This window comes from Pseudomonas sp. NPDC089752, assembly GCF_044748725.1.
Classification (GTDB): Bacteria; Pseudomonadota; Gammaproteobacteria; order Pseudomonadales; family Pseudomonadaceae; genus Aquipseudomonas.
The window spans coordinates 34,818-53,168 of the sequence record NZ_JBIVGP010000015.1; the positions used below are offsets into that span (position 1 = coordinate 34,818).

10 protein-coding genes are annotated in these 18,351 nt (G+C 61.1%); 9 read left to right on the forward strand and 1 reads right to left on the reverse strand.

Features of this window, described 5'->3' with window-relative positions; all coding sequences use genetic code 11:
* Positions 1-29: 29 nt before the first annotated feature.
* Complete coding sequence (locus tag ACIPZF_RS21950) at positions 30-839, reverse strand: gamma-glutamyl-gamma-aminobutyrate hydrolase family protein (RefSeq protein ID WP_400803152.1); 810 nt, start codon at positions 837-839, stop codon at positions 30-32.
* Between the two features lie 381 nt (positions 840-1,220).
* Between ACIPZF_RS21950 and ACIPZF_RS21955 the strand changes: the two genes are divergently transcribed.
* From ACIPZF_RS21955 to ACIPZF_RS21995, 9 genes are all read left to right on the forward strand, one after another.
* Positions 1,221-4,349 (forward strand): NACHT domain-containing protein, encoded by a 3,129-nt coding sequence (locus tag ACIPZF_RS21955; RefSeq protein WP_400803154.1) that lies wholly within the window; start codon positions 1,221-1,223, stop codon positions 4,347-4,349.
* Positions 4,350-4,405: 56 nt separating this feature from the next.
* A complete protein-coding gene (locus ACIPZF_RS21960) occupies positions 4,406-5,431 on the forward strand; it encodes an Ldh family oxidoreductase (RefSeq protein WP_400803155.1) in 1,026 nt (341 codons plus the stop codon).
* A 117-nt stretch (positions 5,432-5,548) separates the two neighbouring features.
* A complete protein-coding gene (locus ACIPZF_RS21965; RefSeq protein WP_400803158.1) occupies positions 5,549-6,745 on the forward strand; it encodes an aromatic amino acid transaminase in 1,197 nt (398 codons plus the stop codon).
* A gap of 321 nt (positions 6,746-7,066) precedes the next feature.
* Positions 7,067-8,347: a serine/threonine transporter gene (locus ACIPZF_RS21970; protein WP_400803161.1), complete on the forward strand. Its 1,281-nt coding sequence runs from the start codon at positions 7,067-7,069 to the stop codon at positions 8,345-8,347.
* Positions 8,348-8,516: 169 nt separating this feature from the next.
* Positions 8,517-9,017, forward strand: a complete 501-nt coding sequence (gene tpx, locus ACIPZF_RS21975) for a thiol peroxidase (protein ID WP_400803163.1) — start codon at positions 8,517-8,519, stop codon at positions 9,015-9,017.
* Between the two features lie 222 nt (positions 9,018-9,239).
* Positions 9,240-10,544 carry an MdtA/MuxA family multidrug efflux RND transporter periplasmic adaptor subunit gene (locus ACIPZF_RS21980; RefSeq protein WP_400803166.1) on the forward strand — a complete coding sequence of 435 codons (1,305 nt, stop codon included), beginning with the start codon at positions 9,240-9,242 and terminating at the stop codon, positions 10,542-10,544.
* Complete coding sequence (locus tag ACIPZF_RS21985; RefSeq protein WP_400803167.1) at positions 10,541-13,639, forward strand: MdtB/MuxB family multidrug efflux RND transporter permease subunit; 3,099 nt, start codon at positions 10,541-10,543, stop codon at positions 13,637-13,639. Before ACIPZF_RS21980 ends, ACIPZF_RS21985 begins: the two co-directional genes overlap by 4 nt.
* Positions 13,636-16,743 carry an efflux RND transporter permease subunit gene (locus ACIPZF_RS21990; protein WP_400803169.1) on the forward strand — a complete coding sequence of 1,036 codons (3,108 nt, stop codon included), beginning with the start codon at positions 13,636-13,638 and terminating at the stop codon, positions 16,741-16,743. Before ACIPZF_RS21985 ends, ACIPZF_RS21990 begins: the two co-directional genes overlap by 4 nt.
* Positions 16,740-18,227, forward strand: coding sequence for an efflux transporter outer membrane subunit (locus tag ACIPZF_RS21995; protein WP_400803171.1), 1,488 nt, complete (start codon positions 16,740-16,742; stop codon positions 18,225-18,227). Before ACIPZF_RS21990 ends, ACIPZF_RS21995 begins: the two co-directional genes overlap by 4 nt.
* The last annotated feature ends 124 nt before the right edge of the window (positions 18,228-18,351 follow it).

The window sequence follows — 18,351 nt, forward strand, 5'->3', positions numbered from 1 at the left end:
CCCGCGATCAAAACTAACGAAGCTGAGGGTCAGGCGGCCTGTTGGCGCTTGATCTGGGACTTGCGCACCTGGGCGCGGCAGGCATCGCCGAAGGCCTGGAAGATCTTGATCGAGTCAGGGTTCTTCGCCGCTTGCCACTCCGGGTGCCACTGCACAGCGAACAGGAACGGCGAGATGCTCGGGCCATGGATCGCCTCGACCAGGCCGTCTTCGGCGTGGGCGATCGGCTCGATGCCGGCACCCAGGTTACGCAGGCCCTGGCCATGCAGCGAGTTGACGCGAATCTCGTCGGTGCCGAGGGTGTCGCGCAGCCAGCTGCCCGGCTGGATCTTCACCCCATGCACCTGGGCGTACTGCACTTCGACCGGGTCTTCCGGGTTTTCCCGGTGGTCGTTGAAGCCAGGCTCGGCGTAGACCTTCTGGTAGATGTCGCCGCCCAGGGCCACGTTGATTTCCTGCATGCCACGGCAGATGCCGAAGATCGGCAGGCCGCGCTTGAGGGCCGCTTTGACCAGTGGGATATCGAACAGGTCGCGGTTGACGTCCTGGCCTTTGCCCGGCGTCTGGTTTTCCTGGCCGTACAGGCTCGGCTCGATGTTGCTGCCGGCACCGGTCAGGTACACGCCGTCGGCCATGTCCAGATAGGTCTCGAGGTCATCGACGCCACAGCAAGTGGGCACCAGGACCGGGACGCAATCGGCGAAGTCGACCAGCGGGGTGATGTATTTGTGGGTCATGACCTGATAGTCATGGCCTTTGCGCTCTTGGCTGCCCATGGTCATCAGGACGACGGGTTTGCGCAGGGAAGGTTGCTTGTTGCCAATGTTGCTGTTGGACATATGTCACCTTATGACAGGTTCGACCTGCCGTTGTTGTGCAGGTGCACGGCCCGGGGCCTGTTGTGCTACCTGAAGCCCCGAGCACTGCCGGCTCGTCAGAGGCGACGATTCCGGTCGGGGCTTGTAGATAGCTTGCCAGAGCCGTTCGATATGTCAAACGACTGGAAGGGGTAGGGCAAGGTGTAAAGCGCCAGAATTCGGGCGCTAAAACCCTTGCGCGCCATATGCGGCAAGGGCTTGACCGAGGAGAGGGTCAATAATATTTAACGACGCAATCGGGTCATTGCAACCGTGCAATAAGCCTGGCCACTCCTTCTGGCCCAAGCCCGCAACCGGCGGGCTGAACTTGTAACATGTCTATCAAGCCAGGATAATGGCACTTTGGCTCAACTCAGGAAGGCGTTAAGTCTGTCGTATATGAATGGATCTCAAATTTTTGCTGGTTTATCACTGCTTGCATTACTGGGGACGGTGTATGTCGGGGTCGTCACGCAGTCACTGGTAGTGGGTGTATTGCTGGGTGTTATCGGCTGCATGATCCTCTTGATCCTCAGACCCATGCTAATGCCAGCAGGTTATGGGGCAAATAAGATTAGACTTGCCAGCTTGGTAGGGGTGTTTGCTCTGGCGGGGCTATGGGGGGCGTGGGGAGCAGTGTTCGATGCCGCGGTTCAGCGCTTCGCTACAAGTCCCTGGGTAAAAGCCAATGCGCCTTACTTGGCAGAGATTAAATTCTCGCAAGAGCCATCAATATTTATTCTGGTTTTTGTTGCTGTTGTGGTGATTGCGGTAAATTATTTCATCAGGGAAAGAACTATCGATAATGCCCATCCTCGGTCCATCGATAAAGATTTTCCGGAGGAAGGCTTTGGAAAAAAGCTGGAATCATTTTACTCCGTTCTGGATCGCCACTTGGTGCATCTTGATCTTGAGAGTAACTGGAGCCCTGAGTATTATACTGAGCTCAAAGCTGAAGTCGAGATTGTTTCAAATCGCGGCAAGGTAAAAAGTAAAAAAGTTTTAAATCTACAAAATGCAATTTCCATGGACCGGACGTCACAAGCCTTTTTATTGCTCGGTGTGCCCGGTGCTGGGAAAAGCGTGGCCTTGCGCAAGCTGGCTGGCGATATGCTTGCGCAAGCCAGACGCTCGGGACGCATACCCATTTATATTAATTTGCGTGAATGGCGTACCAAGGGTGGAGCGAGTCTGCCGGTTGACGAAATTACAGTTGACGGTTTGATTCAATTTATGGTGCGCAGCCTGGCGAAGCGAGGTGATGTCTACCATGCGACGTTTGTGAAAGATTATTTCTTCAAGTTGTGGCGTCATGGCAGGTTGTTTTTTATATTTGATTCGTTCGATGAAATGCCTAACCTATTAGACGCTGGTGAGGATTCGGCGGTGTTGGCTGAGTTGTCGACAGTCATTTCGAAAGTGATATCCAGTAGCGTTGAATCTCGTGGGATTTTGGCTTCGCGAATTTTCAGGAGTCCTTCTCACTATTATCAGGCTCAAAAAATACTCGAAATAAGGCCGCTCTCCGAAGTTTCCATATCTGAGGCGCTCGAACGGTTCCCTCACGTATCGCTCGAATTGAAGTCAGAGATCTTCAGGGCTCGCAACGATTTGGTGCCGTTAGCCCGAAATCCATTTTTGATGACCCTGCTAGGCGAGTGGATCAGCGACAAGCAGGTATTGCCAAAAAGTCAGGCGGAAATTTACGAATTTTATTTGCGCAAGCGGCTCGCCTCCTGCGCTGATAAGCTCGATGAAGTTGGCATGGGTGTGGAAGAAGTCTTGGAGGCCACGCGAAAGATAGCGTATTCTGTTTTTTCAACGCCCGCGTTAGGTCTGGAAGCGCCCATTTCTGTGCTGGATAAAAGGCTTCCCTCCGAAAACGTCGAAAAAGTAGTTGATATCCTAAACTATGCCAGAATTGCCAGAGTCAGCGATGGCCCGCAGAAGTCATTTGCATTCGTCCACCGTCGATTCCTCGAGTATTTCGTTACCTTAAGTTTATTGGGCCGTTCGGCTGTCGTTCCGGTTGATCATATTCCCACCGACTCCAGAGGAAGGGATGCGGTGGTCTTATACGCCCAGCATTGTTCTGATGAGGAGGCACAGCGGTTAGCTGAGCTCTGTTGGGCAGAGGTGGAAGAAAATTTCGAGCAGCCAGAAACGCGGATGCGGGCCATTCATTGCCTGCGCTTTATCGTGGAGGCATTCTGCTCCAGAAAGCGAGCCGTACTCACTATCTCCGACCAGTTGGAACGATTCATTGAACATCACTCGGCTGTTGGAGCAGATATCATATTGGCCAAAATTTGCCTGGAAGGAACCGGGCTGATTTCCGAGGCCGGCTCTGTAACGGTGCTGACTCGCGGAATCAGGTATGCAGATGCTTGGCTTCAGGAAACCGCATTTAGAGCATGCAGAGTGTTGCCGAGGTTAGCCTCGGATCTTGAGGCGGGGATTGTTGAATATGTCAAGGAAATACCCATAGTAAATTTCTTTTCATCCTACAATGTACTTTCACGAAGTCTGCTTTTGTCGGACTCGATGGGAGTGGTGTCTCGCGTGGCCAGCGTTCGATGGGTAAATGCGTGGTGTGCGATTGTCAGTTTAGTACTAATCGCGCTGTTATCGCCCGCAGTGGTGGCTTTGGCGTTGGTTTCCAGTTCGGTCGCCATGGTATTTTGTCTGTACGTGTTCTGGGGCGATAGCTTTAATAAGCATTTTGCCGGGTCAATGGCTGCGGCGCTCATTGATTGGAAAATTAAAGTGTTCCGTTTTTTTGTTTTTCTGGCGGCGGTGGCGAACGTAATTAATATGTCGGGCACTGACGGTGGCAAGAAAATAGTGCTAACGGTAGGCGCGGGTGATTGGGTGAGCGCTGGGTATTTTGAAACAGTGTTGAGAGCATTTTTCATTGAAGTTCAGCATGCCTTTCCCGCCTTGTGGGGGGTGTTTGAAGGCCCTCCATTCTTAGTGGCGGTAAGCACGGCGTGCCTGTCCATGCTGGTGTTGGACTGGTTAGGCGTTGTTGATTACTTCAAGAATTTCTGGCAATCGCTTCAGGGCAGGTCGTTTAATCTTCGCTCTGCGTGTTATATTGTGGCAATGGCTGTTATTGTTACGCTTTTTGCCTGGCTGTTAATTGAGTATGAGTTGATAGCCTGGGTTTTCTATTTCATCGTCGTCATGATTGTTTTGATGCTTTTTTGTTATATGGTCGCTGTATCTATTTGGTTGGTTCAATTAACGCTGGATTATTTCTATATGCGTGGTGTGGCTATTCGACCTCAGATGGCGCGCCAGCGAATAGCCGAAGTGATGAAATCGCTAAGAACTCAAAGCGCTAAAATTCGCTTTGTACAGCGTTTGGATGCCGCGAGGACGGAACCTGCCGGCACATGGCCCGACGACTTCAAGCTGAGGGTAGGAGGTGGCGCAGGGTTGTCACAACTGGCTAGGCTGGAAGCGAGGTGGCTCAAACTTGATAGATAAGCAACCCGCTTAATGCTGCCTAGTGTGATAAATCAATTCCAACAAAGGAGCTTCAGATGCCTGCACATCCCGTCCATGCCGCGGTGCGAGTACCCTTTGCTGAACTCCAGGGCCTGCTGCAAACGATCTTTCGGCACCATGGCTGCAGCGAAGCGGTGGCCATGGTGCTCGCCCACAACTGCGCTAGCGCCCAGCGCGATGGTGCCCACAGTCATGGCGTGTTTCGGATTCCCGGCTATGTGTCGACCCTGGCCAGCGGCTGGGTGAATGGGCAGGTGACACCGCGAGTGACCGATGTGGCGGCGGGGTATATCAGTGTCGACGCAGGTGGCGGCTTTGCCCAGCCGGCGTTGGCGGCGGCCCGTTCTTTGCTGGTGGAAAAGGCCCGCAGCGCCGGGATAGCGGTGCTGGCGATCCACAATTCGCACCACTTCGCAGCGCTGTGGCCGGACGTCGAGCCGTTCGCCGATGAAGGCCTGGTGGCGCTGAGCGTTGTCAACAGCATGACCTGCGTGGTGCCGCACGGCGCACGCAAGCCACTGTTCGGCACCAACCCGATCGCTTTTGCCGCGCCCTGTGCGGGGCATGACCCGATCGTCTTCGATATGGCGACCAGCGCCATGGCCCATGGTGACGTGCAAATCGCCGCGCGCGCCGGCCAGCCGCTGCCTGAGGGCATGGGCGTGGACGCTGATGGCCAGCCGACCACCGACCCCAAGGCCATTCTCGAAGGTGGCGCCTTGCTGCCGTTTGGCGGGCATAAAGGCTCGGCGCTGTCGATGATGGTCGAACTGCTGGCGGCGGCGCTGACCGGTGGGCATTTCTCCTGGGAGTTCGACTGGTCGAATCATCCAGGCGCCAAAACACCCTGGACCGGGCAGCTGATCATCGTCATCGACCCGAGCAAGGCCGAAGGCGATCGTTTTGCCCAACGCAGCGCTGCTCTGGTCGAGCAGATGCAGGCCGTGGGCTTGACGCGCATGCCCGGCGAGCGGCGCTATCGGGAGCGGGAAATTGCCGAGCGGGAGGGGGTGGCGTTGACGGCACAGGAGCTGCAAGGCCTGAAGGAACTGCTTGGCTGACAGCGCTGTGCAATCTTGCATAGACAACCTGCACATCAGGTGATGTTCCTTGCCGCCGACTCCGGGTATCCTCAGGGCAGCCATTCCGAACTGTCCTGATCCAAGGAGCTGCACGCTGTGTTCAAACATGTCGATGCCTATGCCGGCGACCCGATCCTCTCGCTGATGGAAACCTTCAAGGCCGACCCGCGCGCCGACAAGGTCAACCTGAGTATCGGCCTGTATTACGATGAGGCCGGCGTGGTGCCGCAGTTGGCGGCCGTGGATGCGGTGGAAAAACGCATCGCCGGCGTTGACCACGAAGCCTCGCTGTACCTGCCGATGGAAGGCCTGGCCAGCTACCGCCAGGCCATTCAGGCGCTGCTGTTCGGTGCCGACCACCCGGCCGTGACCGGCAAGCGCGTGGCCACCGTACAGACCGTTGGCGGCTCCGGCGCGCTCAAGGTCGGTGCCGACTTCCTCAAACGCTACTTCCCGCAGTCCGAAGTCTGGGTCAGCAACCCGACCTGGGACAACCACCGCGCCATCTTCGAAGGTGCCGGGTTCAAGGTTCATGCCTACCCGTACTTCGACCAGGCCACCCGTGGCGTCGACTTCGACGGCATGCTGGCAACCCTGCAGACCCTGCCGGCCAACAGCGTGGTACTGCTGCACCCGTGCTGCCACAACCCCACCGGTGCCGACCTGACCCAGAACCAGTGGCAACACGTGGTGGAAGTGGTCAAGGCGCGCCAGCTGATCCCGTTCCTCGATATCGCCTATCAGGGCTTCGCCGAAGGCCTGGTGGAAGACGCCTACGCCATCCGCGAAATGGCCCGTGCCGGCGTGCCGTGCCTGGTCAGCAACTCGTTCTCGAAAATCTTCTCCCTGTACGGAGAGCGGGTAGGGGGCCTGTCGGTGGTCTGCGACGATGAAGCCACCACCCAGAGCGTGCTCGGTCAGCTCAAGGCCACCGTGCGCCGCAACTACTCCAGCCCGCCCAACTTCGGCGCACAGCTGGTGGCCGGTGTGCTCAGCGATGCTGCCCTGAATGCCCAGTGGGCGGCTGAAGTGGAAGTGATGCGCAAGCGTATCCTCGACATGCGCCAGGCGCTGGTCGACGCCCTGGCCGTGCTGCTGCCGGGCCAGGACTTCCAGTTCTTCCTGCGCCAGCGCGGCATGTTCAGCTACACCGGTTTCAGCGTCGAGCAGGTGCGTCGCCTGCGTGACGAGTTCGGCGTGTACCTGATCGACAGCGGCCGCGTGTGCATGTCCGGCCTGCGTCCTGCCAACCTGCAACAGGTTGCCGAAGCGTTCGCAGCTGTTCAGAAGTAATGTGACACAGGGGCCGCTTCGCGCCTGGTAGGAGCGGCTTCAGCCGCGATCACCGGCGGAGCCGGTGCCATCCACCGCGTCGCGTGCTTCGCGGCTAAAGCCGCTCCCACATGTTCTGAGTTGTACCTGTGGGAGCGGCTTTAGCCGCTCCTTAGGTTACACCTAATTGTCATGACAAGTGCAACCGTCCCTCGGACGGGGCTTCGCAACCGCCCACTTTCAGTGCACAATCGCGCCCCTCTTTTCTGGTTGGGGTAAGCGAAGCGTCTGTTTCGCCACTCCCAGCCCTGTTGCAGTCTTGCGAGTGGAGTTACACCCGGAATGAATGAGCAGGTCCCAAGCGTTGAACAACAATATGAACAATCGACCACGACAGACCTGGGCAGCTGGTCACGTCAAGACACCACCTGGATGCTGGGCCTGTTCGGCACCGCCATCGGCGCAGGCACTCTGTTCCTGCCAATCAATGCCGGCCTCGGCGGTTTCTGGCCACTGCTGATTCTCGCCGCACTGGCGTTCCCGATGACCTACTACGCCCACCGTGGCCTGACCCGCTTCGTGTTGTCCGGGCGCAGTGGTGGCGACATCACCGAAGTGGTCGAGGAGCATTTCGGCATCAAGGCCGGTGCCCTCATCACCGTCCTGTACTTCTTCGCCATCTTCCCGATCCTGCTTATCTATAGCGTGGCGCTGACCAATACGGTCACCAGCTTCATGGAGCACCAGCTGCACATGACGCCGCCGCCACGGGCGCTGCTGTCGTTCGTACTGATCCTCGGCCTGCTGGCCATCGTTCGTTGCGGCGAGCAGGCCACGGTCAAGGTCATGAGCCTGCTGGTCTACCCGTTCATCGTCGCCCTGGCGCTGCTGGGCCTGTACCTGGTGCCGCACTGGACCGGCGGTATCCTCGACAGCGCTAGCCAGCTGCCAACCGGTTCGGCGTTCCTGCACACCGTGTGGCTGGCGATCCCGGTCATGGTCTTCTCGTTCAACCATTCGCCGATCATCTCGGCCTTCGCCGTTGATCAGAAGCGCCGCTACGGCGAGCACGCCGACGAACGCAGCGGCCAGATCCTGGCCCGCGCCCACCTGCTGATGGTGGCCATGGTGCTGTTCTTCGTATTCAGCTGCGTGCTGACCCTCGACAGCGCGCAACTGGCAGAAGCCAAGGCGCAGAACCTGTCGATCCTGTCGTACCTGGCCAACCACTTCAGCAATCCGACCATTGCCTTCGCCGCGCCGTTGATCGCATTCATCGCCATCGCCAAGTCGTTCCTGGGTCACTACATCGGTGCCAGCGAAGGCCTCAAGGGCATCATCGCCAAGACCGGCGCACGCCCAGGCGCCAAGGCGCTGGACCGCGTGGTCGCGGCGTTGATGCTGGTGGTGTGCTGGATCGTCGCCACTCTCAACCCGAGCATCCTCGGCATGATCGAATCGCTCGGCGGCCCGATCATCGCCGTGCTGCTGTTCCTGATGCCGATGTACGCCATTCGCCGTGTCCCCTCGATGCGCAAGTACAGCGGGGCGCTGTCCAACGTGTTCGTGGTGTTGGTCGGGCTGGTTGCGCTGACCTCCGTGGTGTACGGCCTGCTCAGCTGATTTGTTAACTGCTGTAGGAAGTGTCCGGGTCGCTTGTCGCCACCCGGACATTTTTTTGTCCACAGAAATTTGTCCGGCAATGGAACAATTTCACCGTACCCCATAGGCACCCGGCCGCCTTCATGCTTAACTCAGGGTCCTTTTCAAACCCCGCATAAGGATTTCGTCCATGGCTCAAGTGACTCTCAAAGGCAACCCGGTTCAGGTCAAAGGCGAACTGCCGAAAGCCGGTGCCCAGGCGCCTGCCTTCACTCTGGTCGCTGGCAACCTGGCTGATACTTCGCTGAAAGACTTTGCCGGCAAGCGCAAAGTGCTGAACATTTTCCCGAGCGTCGACACGCCGACCTGCGCTACCTCCGTGCGCAAGTTCAACGCCCAGGCCAGCGACCTGGCCAACACCGTGGTGCTGTGCATCTCCGCCGACCTGCCATTCGCCCAGGCGCGCTTCTGCGGCGCTGAAGGCCTGGAGAACGTGCAGAACCTGTCGACCCTGCGTGGCGGCGAGTTCCTCGAGAGCTACGGCGTTGCCATTGCCGACGGCCCGCTGACCGGCCTGGCTGCCCGCGCCGTGGTGGTGCTGGACGAAAACGACAAAGTGCTGCACAGCGAGCTGGTTGGCGAAATCGCCGACGAGCCGAACTATGAGGCGGCGCTGGCTGTTCTGAAGTAAGGATTGCGGGAGGCAGGCCACGGAACTCGCCCCCCTTCAATCCCTCCAAGCAACACCCTGTAACGGCCCGGAACACTTTCCGGGCCGTTTTCATTTAAAGTTCAACCTTTTGGCAACGTCAGGCAATGGTAAACCTCTGGTAAAGGCCCTTTGCTAAAACGATGCCAGTGCTTATCGTTCACCCTTCCCAAGCCGTCATTCCGAACAAGGTTCGTTCAACCCATGCAAGCTTCTGTCTCCCGATCCCCCCGTCGCTGGCTCGTCGGCCTGTTGATCCTGCTGCTGGTGGCCCTGCTGGCCTGGTGGCTGTGGCCCGCCGCAACGCCTGCCCATAAAGAGGCTGGCGGGGGGCGCCCGGGCAAAGGCGTGGGCATGGGCGGGCGCCCGGGCTTTGGTAATTCCACCGAGGCGGTGCCGGTGCGTGTCGAGCCGGTACGCGTCGGCGACTTCCCACTCTATTACAAGGCCCTGGGTACGGTCACCGCGACCAACACGGTCAACGTGCGCAGCCGGGTGGCCGGTGAGCTGGTGAAGATCCACTTCAAAGAAGGCCAGCAGGTCAAGGCCGGCGATCTGCTGGCCGAGATCGACCCGCGCCCTTATCGCATCGCCCTGCAGCAGGCCGAAGGCACCCTGGCGCAAAACCAGGCGCAGCTGAAGAATGCCCAGGTCGACGTGGCGCGCTATAAAGGCTTGTATGCCGAAGACAGCATCGCCAAGCAGACGCTCGATACCGCCGAAGCCCAGGTGGCGCAGTTCCAGGGGTTGGTGAAAACCAACCAGGCCCAGGTCAACGATGCCCGCCTGAACCTCGACTTCACCCAGATCCGCGCGCCCATCAATGGGCGTGTCGGCCTGCGCCAGCTCGACCTGGGCAACCTGGTGGCCGCCAACGACACCACCGCGCTGGTGGTCATCACCCAGACCGAGCCGATCAATGTCGCCTTCACCTTGCCGGAAACCGAACTGAGCACCGTGCTCGAACGCTACCGCAGCGGCGCCAGCCTGCCGGTCGAGGCCTGGGACCGCAACGACAGCAAACTGCAGTCCAGCGGCGTGCTGGGCAGTATCGACAACCAGATCGACACCACCACCGGCACCCTGAAGTTCAAGGGCCGCTTCGAGAACAAGGACTTAGCCCTGTTCCCCAATCAGTTCGTCAACGTTCGCCTGCTGGCCGATACCCTCAAGCAGGTGGTCATGGCCCCGGCGGCGGCCATCCAGTTCGGTAACGATGGCACCTTCGCCTACGTGGTCAATGCCGAGAACACGGTCAATGTGCGCAAGCTCAAGGTGGGCGCCAGTGACGGTGAAAACAGTGTGATCCTCGAAGGCTTGAAGGCAGGCGATCGCCTGGTGCTCGAAGGCACCGACCGCCTGCGCGAAGGCACCCCGGTAGAGGTGGTTGACGACAGCTCGCAAGTGCCAACCACCCCCGGCCAGCACTTGCAGGGCCAGGATGCCAAGGGCTCGGCCCGGGCCGGTGAAGTACAGCCCGGCGAAGCGGCAGGCAAGGCGGGCGCATGAACCTGTCGCGCCTGTTCATCCTCCGCCCGGTCGCCACCACGCTGAGCATGCTGGCCATCGTCCTGGCCGGCATGATCGCCTATAAACTGCTGCCGGTATCGGCCTTGCCGCAGGTCGATTACCCGACCATCCGCGTCATGACCCTGTACCCGGGCGCCAGCCCACAGGTGATGACCAGTGCGGTCACCGCGCCGCTGGAGCGCCAGTTCGGCCAGATGCCGGGCCTGACCCAGATGGCCTCGACCAGCTCAGGCGGCGCTTCGGTGCTGACCCTGCGCTTCAATCTCGACATGAACATGGACGTCGCCGAGCAGCAGGTACAGGCCGCGATCAACGCCGCCAGCAACCTGCTGCCCAGCGACCTGCCGGCGCCCCCGGTATACAACAAGGTCAACCCGGCCGATACGCCGGTGCTGACCCTGGCGATCTCCAGCAAGACCATGCCGTTGCCCAAGCTCAACGACCTGGTCGACACCCGTGTCGCGCAAAAACTCGCGCAGATCGGCGGCGTGGGCATGGTCAGCATCGCTGGCGGCCAGCGCCAGGCCGTGCGGATCAAGGTCAATGTCGATGCGCTGGCCGCCAATGGCCTCAACCTGGATGACGTGCGCACCCTGATCGGCGCCTCCAACGTCAACCAGCCCAAGGGCAACTTCGACGGCCCGACCCGGGTATCGATGCTCGACGCCAACGATCAGCTGCGTTCTCCCGAGGAATACGCCAACCTGATTCTGACGTACAACAACGGAGCCCCGCTGCGCCTGAAGGACGTCGCCGAAATCGTCGACGGCGCCGAGAACGAACGCCTGGCCGCCTGGGCCAACCAGAACCAGGCAGTACTGCTGAACATACAACGCCAACCGGGCGCCAACGTCATCGAAGTGGTCGACAGCATCAAGCAACTGCTGCCGTCGATCACCGACAACCTGCCAGCCGGCCTCGATGTCTCGGTGCTCACCGACCGGACCCAGACCATCCGCGCCGCAGTCAAGGACGTGCAGCACGAACTGTTGATCGCCATCGTGCTGGTGGTGATGGTCACCTTCGTCTTCCTGCGCCGGGTCAGTGCCACGATCATTCCGTCGATTGCCGTGCCGCTGTCGCTGATCGGCACCTTCGGCGTGATGTACCTGGCGGGTTTTTCGATCAACAACCTGACGCTGATGGCCCTGACCATCGCCACCGGTTTTGTGGTCGACGACGCCATCGTCATGCTGGAGAACATTTCGCGGCATATCGAAGAGGGTGAAACGCCGATGCAGGCGGCGCTCAAGGGCGCCCGGCAGATCGGTTTCACCCTGATCTCGCTGACCTTCTCGCTGATCGCCGTACTGATCCCGCTGCTGTTCATGGCTGACGTGGTCGGGCGCCTGTTCCGCGAGTTCGCCATCACCCTGGCGGTGGCGATCCTGATTTCTCTGGTGGTGTCGCTCACCCTGACGCCGATGATGTGCGCGCGCCTGCTCAAGCGCGAGCCCAAGGAAGAAGAACAGGGCCGCTTTTACCGCGCCAGTGGCGCCTGGATCGACTGGCTGATCGAACACTACGGCCGCGGCCTGCAGTGGGTGCTCCGGCACCAGCCGCTGACCTTGCTGGTGGCCGTGGCGAGCCTGGGGCTGACCGTGGTGTTGTACATGGCAGTGCCCAAGGGCTTCTTCCCGGTGCAGGACACCGGAGTGATCCAGGGTATTTCCGAAGCGCCGCAATCGACCTCGTTCGCCGCCATGAGCGAACGCCAGCAGGCCCTGAGCAAGGTGATCCTGCAGGACCCGGCAGTGCAGAGCCTGTCGTCGTACATCGGTGTGGACGGTGACAATGCCACGCTCAACAGTGGCCGTTTGCTGATCAACCTCAAACCCCACGGCGAGCGCGACGTGACCGCCGGTGAAGTGATCAGCCGCCTGCAGCCGCAACTCGATAAACTGGTGGGCATTCGCCTTTTCATGCAGCCGGTGCAGGACCTCAGTATCGAGGACCGGGTCAGCCGCACCCAGTACCAGTTCAGCCTGTCGTCGCCGGACGCCGATCTGCTCGCGCAGTGGAGCGGCAAGCTGGTCAACGCGCTGCAACAGCGGCCGGAATTGCAGGATGTGGCCAGCGACCTGCAAGACAAGGGCCTGCAGGTGTACCTGGTGATCGACCGCGACATGGCCAGCCGCCTGGGCATCAACGTTTCGCAGATCACCAACGCCCTGTACGACGCTTTCGGCCAACGGCAGATCTCCACCATCTACACCCAGGCCAGCCAGTACCGCGTGGTGCTGCAATCGCGCGATGCGGCGAGCATCGGCCCGCAGGCGCTGGAGTCCATCCACGTCAAGGCCAGTGACGGCGGCCAGGTACGCCTGTCGGCCCTGGCGCGCATCGAACAGCGCCAGGCGCAGCTGGCGATCTCGCACATCGGCCAGTTCCCGGCGGTGATGATGTCGTTCAACCTGGCCCACGGTGCCTCCCTGGGCGAGGCGGTCAAGGTGATCGAGCAGGTGCAACAGGACATCGGCATGCCGATCGGCGTGCAGACCAAGTTCCAGGGCGCCGCCGAGGCCTTCCAGGCATCGCTGTCGAGCACCTTGCTGCTGATCCTCGCCGCGGTGGTGACCATGTACATCGTGCTCGGTGTGCTCTACGAGAGCTACATCCACCCGGTGACCATCCTCTCGACCCTGCCGTCGGCGGCGGTCGGCGCCTTGCTGGCGTTGATCATCAGCGGCAACGACCTGGGCATGATCGCCATCATCGGCATTATCCTGTTGATCGGTATCGTCAAGAAGAACGCGATCATGATGATCGACTTCGCCCTGGAAGCCGAACGCCACCAGGGCATGAGCCCACGGGATGCGATCTACCAGGCAGCGTTGCTGCGCTTCCGGCCGATCCTGATGACCACCCTGGCGGCGTTGTTCGGCGCCGTGCCGCTGATGCTGGCCACCGGCTCCGGCGCTGAACTGCGTCAGCCGCTGGGCCTGGTGATGGTGGGCGGCCTGCTGGTGAGCCAGGTACTGACCCTGTTCACCACCCCGGTCATCTACCTGTACTTCGACCGCCTGGCACGCCGCTGGCGCCCGGCCACTGACGTGAAGCAGGCCGAGGCATGAACCTGTCCGGTCCCTTCATTCGCCGGCCCGTGGCGACCATGCTGCTGAGCCTGGCGATCATGCTGCTCGGTGGCGTCAGCTTCAACCTGCTGCCCGTGGCGCCCTTGCCGCAAATGGACTTCCCGGTGATCGTGGTGCAGGCCAACCTGTCTGGCGCCAGCCCCGAGGTGATGGCGTCCACGGTGGCCACGCCGCTGGAACGCAAGCTCGGCAGCATTGCCGGGGTCACCACCCTGACCAGCAGCTCGAACCAGGGCTCGACCCGGGTCATCATCGGCTTCGAGCAAGGCCGCGACATCGACGGCGCGGCGCGCGAAGTGCAGGCGGCCATCAATGCCACGCGCAACCTGCTGCCCAGCGGCATGCGCAGCATGCCCACCTACAAGAAGATCAACCCGGCGCAGGCGCCGATCATGGTGCTGTCGCTGACCTCGGACGTGCTGCAGAAAGGCCAGCTGTATGACCTGGCCGACACCATCCTGTCGCAGAGCCTGGCCCAGGTGAGCGGGGTAGGGGAAGTGCAGATCGGCGGCAGTTCGCTGCCGGCGGTGCGCATCGCGGTCGAGCCGCAACTGCTCAACCAGTACAGCCTGGCATTGGATGACGTGCGCACCGCCGTGGCCAACGCCAACCAGCGCCGGCCCATGGGCTTTGTCGAAGACGGTGAGCGCAACTGGCAGGTGCGCGCCAACGATCAGCTGGAAAAAGCCAAGGACTACGAGCCGATCGTGATCCGCCAGCAGAACGGCACGATCCTGCGCCTCTCCGACGTGGCAACCATCACCGACGGCGTCGAGAACCGCTACAACAGCGGCTTCTTCAACGACCAGAGCGCGGTGCTGCTGGTGGTCAACCGCCAGACCGGCGCCAACATCATCGAAACCGTCGACCAGATCCACGCGCAGCTGCCGGCCCTGCAGTCGCTGCTGCCGGCCAGCGTGCAACTGAACGTGGCCATGGACCGCTCGCCGGTGATCAAAGCCACCCTCGCGGAAGCCGAGCACACCCTGTTGATGGCCGTGGTCCTTGTGATCCTGGTCGTCTACCTGTTCCTTGGCAGCTTCCGTGCCTCCCTGATCCCAAGCCTGGCGGTGCCGGTGTCGCTGGTGGGCACGTTCGCAGTGATGTACCTGTGTGGTTTCTCGCTGAACAACCTGTCGCTGATGGCGCTGATCCTCGCCACCGGCCTGGTGGTGGACGATGCCATCGTCGTGCTGGAGAACATCTCGCGGCACATCGAGGATGGCCAGCCGCCGATGCGCGCCGCGTTCCTCGGGGCCAAGGAAGTCGGCTTCACCTTGCTGTCGATGAACGTCTCGCTGGTGGCGGTGTTCGTCTCGATCCTGTTCATGGGCGGCATCGTGCGCAACCTGTTCCAGGAGTTCTCGATCACTCTGGCGGCGGCGATCATCGTCTCGCTGGTGGTGTCGCTGACCCTCACGCCGATGCTCTGCGCCCGTTGGCTGAAGCCGCACCGCGCCGAGCAGACGCGCCTGCAGCGCTGGAGTGACAAACTGCACAAACGCATGGTCGAGGGCTACGACCGCAGCCTGGGCTGGGCGCTGCGCCACAAGCGGCTGACCTTGATCAGCTTGCTGGTAACCATCGGCATCAATATCGCCCTGTACGTGGTGGTGCCGAAAACGCTGATCCCGCAGCAGGACACCGGCCAGCTGATGGGCTTTATCCGCGGTGATGACGGGCTGTCGTTCAGCGTGATGCAGCCGAAGATGGAAATCTACCGCCGCGCCTTGCTCGCCGACCCGGCCGTGCAGAGTGTCGCCGGTTTCATCGGCGGCAACAGCGGTACCAACAACGCCATGGTTCTGGTACGCCTGAAACCGATCAGCGAGCGCAAGATCGATGCGCAGCAGGTTATCGAGCGTTTGCGCAAGGAAATGCCGAAAGTGCCCGGTGGGCGGCTATTCCTGATGGCTGACCAGGACTTGCAACTGGGCGGCGGTGGCCGCGACCAGACCTCCTCGCAGTATCTTTACACCCTGCAGAGCGGCGACCTGGCGGCCCTGCGCGAGTGGTTCCCGAAGGTGGTCGCGGCGCTGCGCGCATTGCCCGAATTGACCGCCATCGACGCCCGCGACGGCTCCGGCACCCAGCAAGTGACCCTGGTGGTCGACCGCGACCAGGCCAAGCGCCTGGGTATCGACATGAACATGGTCACCACGGTGCTGAACAACGCCTACAGCCAGCGGCAGATCTCGACCATCTACGACAGTCTCAACCAGTACCAGGTGGTGCTGGAGATCAACCCCAAATACGCCTGGGACCCGAGCACCCTGGAGCAGGTGCAGGTGATCACCAGCGACGGCGCTCGCGTGCCGCTGTCGACCATCGCCCATTACGAGAACAGCCTGGCCAACGACCGGGTCAGTCATGAGGGCCAGTTCGCCGCCGAAGACATCGCCTTCGACGTCGCCGAAGGCTACAGCCCGGACCAGGCCATGGCGGCCGTGGAGCGGGCGGTGGCCAAACTCGGCCTGCCCGAAGAAGTGATCGCCAAGCTTGGCGGCACCGCCGACGCTTTCGCCAAGACCCAGGAAGGGCAGCCGTTCATGATCCTCGGCGCACTGGTGCTGGTGTATCTGGTGCTGGGCATTCTGTACGAGAGCTACATCCACCCGTTGACGATTCTCTCGACCTTGCCTTCAGCGGGGGTCGGTGCCTTGCTCGCGCTGTACGTCACCGGTGGCGAATTCAGCTTGATCTCGCTGCTGGGGCTGTTCCTGCTGATCGGCGTGGTGAAGAAGAACGCCATCCTGATGATCGACCTGGCGCTGCAACTGGAGCGCCACCAGGGCATGACCCCGGAAGAGTCCATTCGCCGCGCCTGCCTGCTGCGCCTGCGGCCCATCCTGATGACCACGCTGGCGGCCATTCTTGGCGCCTTGCCGCTGCTGCTCAGCCGTGCTGAAGGCGCGGAAATGCGCCAGCCGCTGGGCCTGACCATCATTGGCGGCCTGGTCGTCAGCCAGGTGCTGACCCTTTATACGACGCCGGTGGTGTACCTGTACCTCGACCGCCTGCGTCACCGATTCAACCATTGGCGCGGCGTGCGTACCGATGCCGCTCTGGAAACTCCGCTATGAACTTCGCCCAGACTCCACTCCACCACGCCCTGCAGCTGCTGACCCGCGGGCGCGGCTCGCGTTTGATCGGCGCCGGGTTGTGCGTGGCGCTGCTCAGCGCCTGTACCCTGAGCCCGGACTACCACCGCCCCGAGCTGAGCACGCCCGCCCAGTTCAAGCAGGCTGAGGGCTGGACCCAGGCCAACCCGTCCGATGCCATCGCTCGTGGCGCCTGGTGGGAGGTCTACGGCGATGCCGGGCTCAATGCGCTGGTCGAGGAGCTCAACCGCAGCAACCAGACCGTTGCCCAATCGGCCGCCCAGTACCGCCAGGCCCAGGCGCTGGTGCGCAGCAGCCGGGCTTCACTGTTCCCAAGCCTCGACCTGACCACCAGCAAGAACCGCTCGGCCCAAGGTACCGGCAGCTCCAGTTCGAGCCTGTCCAACAACAGCAGTGGCATCCGCAACACCTACAACGCTCAGCTCGGCGTGAGCTGGGAAATCGACCTGTGGGGCAAGTTGCGCGAGACCATGAACGCGAACGAGGCCAGTGCCGAAGCGAGCTTCGCCGACCTCGCCGCGATTCGCCTGAGCCAGCAGTCGGAGCTGGTGCAAAACTACCTCCAGCTGAGGGTGATCGACGAGCAGAAGCGCCTGCTGGAGGCGACCGTCGCTGCCTATGAGCGATCGCTTCGCATGACCGAAAACCAGTACCGCGCGGGCGTCTCCGGCCCTGACGCGGTAGCCCAGGCGCGCACCCAGCTAAAGAGCACCCAGGCCGACCTGATCGACCTGATCTGGCAGCGCGCCCAGTTCGAAAACGCCATCGCCGTGTTGCTGGGCAGGGCGCCTGCAGATTTCGCCCTGGCCGACAGCAAGACCATCCCAGGCTTGCCGCAAATTCCGGTCAGCCTGCCGTCGCAGTTACTCGAACGCCGCCCGGACATCGCCTCGGCCGAGCGCAACGTGATGGCGGCCAATGCCAACATCGGCGTCGCCCGCGCGGCTTACTTCCCCGACTTGAGCCTGAGCATGAGCGGCGGCTATTCCAGCAGCACCTTCAACAACTGGATTCAGCTGCCAAACCGCTACTGGTCGGTAGGGCCGCAACTGGCATTGACCCTGTTCGATGCCGGCAAGCGCAGCGCCGAGGTGGACCGCACCGTCGCGGTGTATGACCAGACCGTGGCGCAGTATCGCCAGAGCGTGCTCGATGGCTTCAAGGAAGTCGAGAACTACCTGGTGCAGCTCAAGGTGTATGCCGATGAAGCCGTGGTGCGCCAGGAGGCGCTGGACGCTGCTCGCGAATCACTGCGCCTGACCGATAACCAATACCGAGCCGGGTTGATCGGCTACCTGGATGTGGTCAACGTGCAGACCACCGCGTTGAGCAACGAGCGTAGCGTGCTGAACCTGTTGCAGGGGCGGCTGGTCGCTAGCGTCCAGCTGATCGCCGCGCTGGGCGGTGGATGGGAAACCGAGCAGGCATTCGCTCAGCAGGAGTGAAACCGACAAGTGGCTATTTGATGTCAAATGATGTGGCGAAGGCTCTGATACAGGGCTTTCGTCGCGTTATACAAGGGTTTGGATCCATTCCCATTCGCAAAAAACCCCGTGCGTTTCGGCAACG